This window comes from Achromobacter sp. SIMBA_011 (assembly GCF_046535435.1).
In the GTDB taxonomy this organism is placed as follows: domain Bacteria; phylum Pseudomonadota; class Gammaproteobacteria; order Burkholderiales; family Burkholderiaceae_B; genus Achromobacter; species Achromobacter dolens.
In genome coordinates this window covers 1-269 of sequence record NZ_JAWRWN010000525.1, presented here as the reverse complement: position 1 = coordinate 269, position 269 = coordinate 1, and the positions used below count along the sequence as shown (strand labels likewise).

General features: G+C 61.0%; 1 protein-coding gene. It reads right to left on the bottom strand.

Going from position 1 to position 269, the window contains the following annotated elements:
• Window positions 1–252: hypothetical protein (locus tag SB816_RS31995; RefSeq protein ID WP_410548242.1), on the bottom strand; the 252-nt coding region annotated here is incomplete at its 3' end.
• Window positions 253–269: the final 17 nt, after the last annotated feature.

The window sequence follows — 269 nt, the reverse complement described above, 5'->3', positions numbered from 1 at the left end:
CACCACGTCATAACCGTAGCAGAGGCCGCCTCCGGATTTGCCATCCTCGACGCGGCCGCGCAGCCCACGACGGGTCTTGTCGGCTAGATCCTTCAGGAACAGCGCGTTCATCGTGCCCTTCAACCCGACATGCAGATGGGTGATCTCGCCCTCGGACAGGGTGAACATCTTCACATCGGCATAGGTCATGCGCTTGAAGATGCCGGCGATATCCTCCTGGTCGCGCGATAGCCGGTCCATGGCCTCGGCCATGATCATGTCGAAACGGC